Annotated in this window: 3 protein-coding genes; all 3 read right to left on the bottom strand. The window is 65.2% G+C overall.

Annotation, left to right across the window (positions count from 1 at the left end; genetic code table 11):
- A partial coding sequence (locus ACO41U_RS09965; protein WP_485943629.1) for a chlorohydrolase family protein occupies positions 1 to 1,430 on the bottom strand: 1,430 nt, incomplete at its 3' end.
- 27 nt (positions 1,431 to 1,457) lie between these two features.
- A complete protein-coding gene (locus tag ACO41U_RS09960) occupies positions 1,458 to 2,969 on the bottom strand; it encodes an amidohydrolase family protein (RefSeq protein WP_485943627.1) in 1,512 nt (503 codons plus the stop codon).
- A gap of 112 nt (positions 2,970 to 3,081) precedes the next feature.
- Positions 3,082 to 3,992: dihydroorotase (locus ACO41U_RS09955; protein WP_485943625.1), on the bottom strand; the 911-nt coding region annotated here is incomplete at its 5' end.

Here is a 3,992-nt window from a genome sequence, read left to right as displayed (position 1 = left end):
GCCGGGGACAGGGAGCCGTCGCTCCGCTCCCAGTAGCCCATGCGCATCTTCTCGTAGTAGGCCTGAGCCTGGTCGCGAAGGGCTGCCTCGTCGATTCCGGGGATGACGCGGTCGCGCATCACGAATCGGCCGTCGATGATCGAATGGCGCACCTCCCGCGACGTTCCGGAGTTGACGATAGTCCGCAGAGGATCGTCGATTGTCCCCACGTCCAGCCCATCGAGGTCGAAGACGATCATGTCCGCGCGGGCCCCTACCGCGATGCGCCCCAGGTCCTCGCGGCCCAGCGCGCGTGCGCCTCCCAGCGTCGCCGCCTCGAAGAAGTCCGCGTAGGTATTGCCCTCCAGGGATCGGTCCACGTGCCGGGCCATGTAGCTTCCGATGCGGATGTTCGCCAGCATGTCCGGCGGAAAGGTGTCCGTCCCCATCGCCATGTTGACCCCGGCCTTTCGGTAGCGCCCGAACGACTCGAGAGCGACGCCGGAGGATGCGTAGACCAGCGGGCAGTGGATGACGGTCGTGCCCGTGCGGGCCAGAAGCTCGACGTCGTTGCCCGTGGGCGCGTCGTGAATAGCGCTGTAGCCCGGCACGTACATAGCGTGGGGGATCAGGGTCGTCTGCCCCAGGAAGCCGATTTTATCCAGGTACTGAAGCGGCGTGATCCTCTGGTGCTTTCGGACCCATGTGTACTCGAACGAGCCCTGAGCCGCATGCAGGCGCACGCGGCACCCGAGCTTATCGGCGGCCGCCTTCGTCGCCAGCAGGTTCTCCTCCGTCTGAGTCTCGATGCGCTCCGGCACCAGGACGCCGCGGACCAGCCCGCCGTAGGCTCCATCGAACTCTTTGATGAAACGGATGGCCCGCTCCAGTCCCTGGCGCCCCTCGTCATCTTTGAAGAGCACCTCTGTGGAGCCATCGGGGTTCACGACCCTGGAGCCGGACTGGTAACTGGGTCCGAGGTAGACCCTCAACCCCAGTTTCCCTGCGTGATGGGCCGCAGCCTCGATCTCCTCGAAAGTCTCCGCCCAGCGCTTGTAGAACACCGAGGTGATGGGCATGGACGTCGTGATCCCGTGCCGGATCAGTTGGACGTAAGCGTAAAGGGACTTGAACGCCTCCTCCTCCGCAGACATGATCTCACGGCTGCCCTTGTCGTAATACGCACGGCTCCAGAGCAGGTGGCTCTGGATCGCGGCCGGGGCCTCGCAGTGGATCAGGCCGTGGTCGATGTCGCCCAGGGAGTCCAGGTCCACGAAGCCGGGGCTGAGGATCGCGTTGCCGCAGTCCAACTCCTCATCGCACTGCCCCGGGTATTCACGGCCGACGAAGACGATCGTGTTTCCCTCGAACACCACCTGCCCGTCCCGCAGCAGGACGTGCCGCGATCCGTCGAACGCCACGACATACTTTGCGCTCAGTTTCGTCCTCAATTTCGAAAACCGCTCCTTTCCATTCCCCTATGGACGGCACGGCAGCGAATCGTAATCCACCCGCTGCTCGTCCAGCCAGCCCTGCGTGTGCCCCCAGAAGGTGCTCGGCAGGGCCATGTGGCGTTCCAGCCCCGCGCGCTCGATCAGGCGGCGGGCCTCCGCCTCGCCCTCACTCAGCACCTCGTCCTCGTTCACGGACAGGACGCGGCGCCCTTCCATCAGGACGCGCCCGGCGACGATGACGGTCTCGAAATCGTGCCCCACCGCCTCGCAGATCACGCGGTGCACCGGCATGATGTTGGGGACGAGGTGCGGCTGCCAGAGGTTCATCACGGCGATGTCCGCCTGCTTCCCCGGCTCGAGGGAGCCGATCTCATCGTCCCAGCCCAGAGCCTTTGCGGCGTCGATCGTGATCATCTCGAGGGCCTTGCCGTTCGGCAGCAGGAAGGGATCGTGGCAGAGCATACGCTGGATCAACTGAGTCTCCCGTACGGAGGGAAGTAGGTCGAACGGCGTGGAGGGGGAGTTTCCGTCCGTCGTGATCACGACGTTGGCGCCCAGTCCGATCAGTTCAGGGATCGGGCAGCGCCCGTTGACCTGGCCGTAACCGGGCGCGCTGGCCACGTGCGTCCCCGTCTCCGCCAGGATCATGGCCTCCTCAAAGGAGATGCCCGTGCAGTGCTGGATATGTACGTCCGGCCCCAGGAGCGCATACTCGCAGCGATGGGCAAGCCGGATCATCCCGCCGAACGCCTCCGTGTGGATGCGCACCTTGTGCTTGGCCGCGACCTCCCGGACCCGGCGCATCATCAGCCGGTCGTGGTCCGACAACGCCACGGCGACGTCCGGTGCCGAGGGGCCGGAGCCAAAGATCGACGTCAGCAGGACGAACGGCGCGATAAATACGCGGATGCGCCCGTCGGCCCCTCCGTTCCACGCCTCGATGACGGCCTCGGCCCCCTCCATCATGCCCTCGAAGGGCACCTCCACCTCGTGGCGGACTCCGTTCTTCCAGCGGCTGAACTTGCGCGGAAAAGGCGGATTACAGGGCCCGACGGCCACGACCCCCCGGATCCCCACGTCGGCATAGCCCCGCGCGTTGTTGCTCCCGAACACCGGGTCGTCGCTGCGCTGGGCCGAGCTGATGACGCTGACCCCACAGGTCACTCCCATCTTCAGGCGTTCCAGCGCAGCCAGACGAGCCTCGACGTACCAGAACTCATCCGTCGTGTAATGGTGGTACGTGGGGGTGGCGATGTGCATCCAATGACTGCGCGTATCCGCACCGATCGTCTTGAGCAAGGCGTGCCCCGCGTGTCCGTGCGCATCGATCAGGCCCGGCAGGATCGCCTTGTGAAGGCAGTCGATCTCCCGCTCGGCGCTGTAGGCCGCCTCGATGTCGTCCGCTGGACCCACTGCCGCAATCCGCGTCCCCTCCACGGCCACGGAGGCGTTCTCCAGAATGCGCCGCTCCGGGTCCATCGTGATCACGGTGCCCCTCTTCAGGATGAGGTCCGCGTGTTTCCTGTTTCCATCCAAAGTCATCAGCTCCCAATCTCACGGCTTGACGCCGTACCGCCCCAAATGGTTCTCAATTCAATCTTGGGACCTTTCAGTTCGGAAATTCCTGATTCGGGGACATTCGCCCGGTTCAGAAACTGCCTCTCAGAAGCCTTCCGCTTCCAGGACCCGCCGTTATCCTTCGGCCATCGAAAACGACCGTGCCGCGCACCAGCGTGGCGGTCACGCGCCCCTCGAACTCCATCCCCATATAGGGGCTGTGCTTGTTTTTGTGAAGCAGCATCTCTGGCGCGAGCGTCCAGCGCGCGGAGGGGTCCAGGATCGTCAGGTCGGCATCGCTCCCGATCCTGATGACCCCCTTGCGGGGATAGAGTCCCATCAGGCGGGCCGGGTTCTCGGACACCATTCGCACCAGCATCTCCACGCTCAGGCCCCGCCGCCTCACCCCGTGGGTGAAGAGCGCGGGCAGCATGGTCTGCACGCCCTGAGCGCCGCCCCACATGTCCCAGAAGCTCCCGCTTGCCGGATTCTTCTGTGCGATGGTCGAGGGCGAGTGGTCCGAGGAGATCACGTCCACTGCGCCATTCAGGACGCGATCCCAAAGGCCTTCGACGCTCTCCTGCGTCCGCACGGGGGGCGTGCACTTCAGGACTCCTCCCAGCCGCTCGAGGTCATCCTCTGAGAAGATCAAATAGTGCGGGCAGGTCTCCACCGTCAGGCGCGCCTCCTCCCGGGCCAGCGACACCCGATCGATCACCTCGGGCAGCGTGGCGTGGCAGATGTGAACGCGCGCGCCCGTGAAGCGGGCCATCTCCAGCACCATATCGACGGCCAGGACTTCCGTGATGGGGGAATGGGCCGCCAAAAAATCCCGCGCTCCCGTGCGTCCGGCGGACTGAATCGCCCGTTCGAGGGACGAAGTCAGCGCCTCGTCCTCGCAGTGGACCCCCACCAGGAGATCGTGTTTTTCCGCCTCGGCCAGTCCCCGGAAGAGCACGTCCGGGCGGGCATAGGGGAAGTCGCTGCCCGCAAAGCAGGTGA

The organism is Fretibacterium sp. (assembly GCF_057312375.1).
Note: the sequence above shows the minus strand (reverse complement) of the source record. Positions and strands in the feature narration are given on the sequence as shown.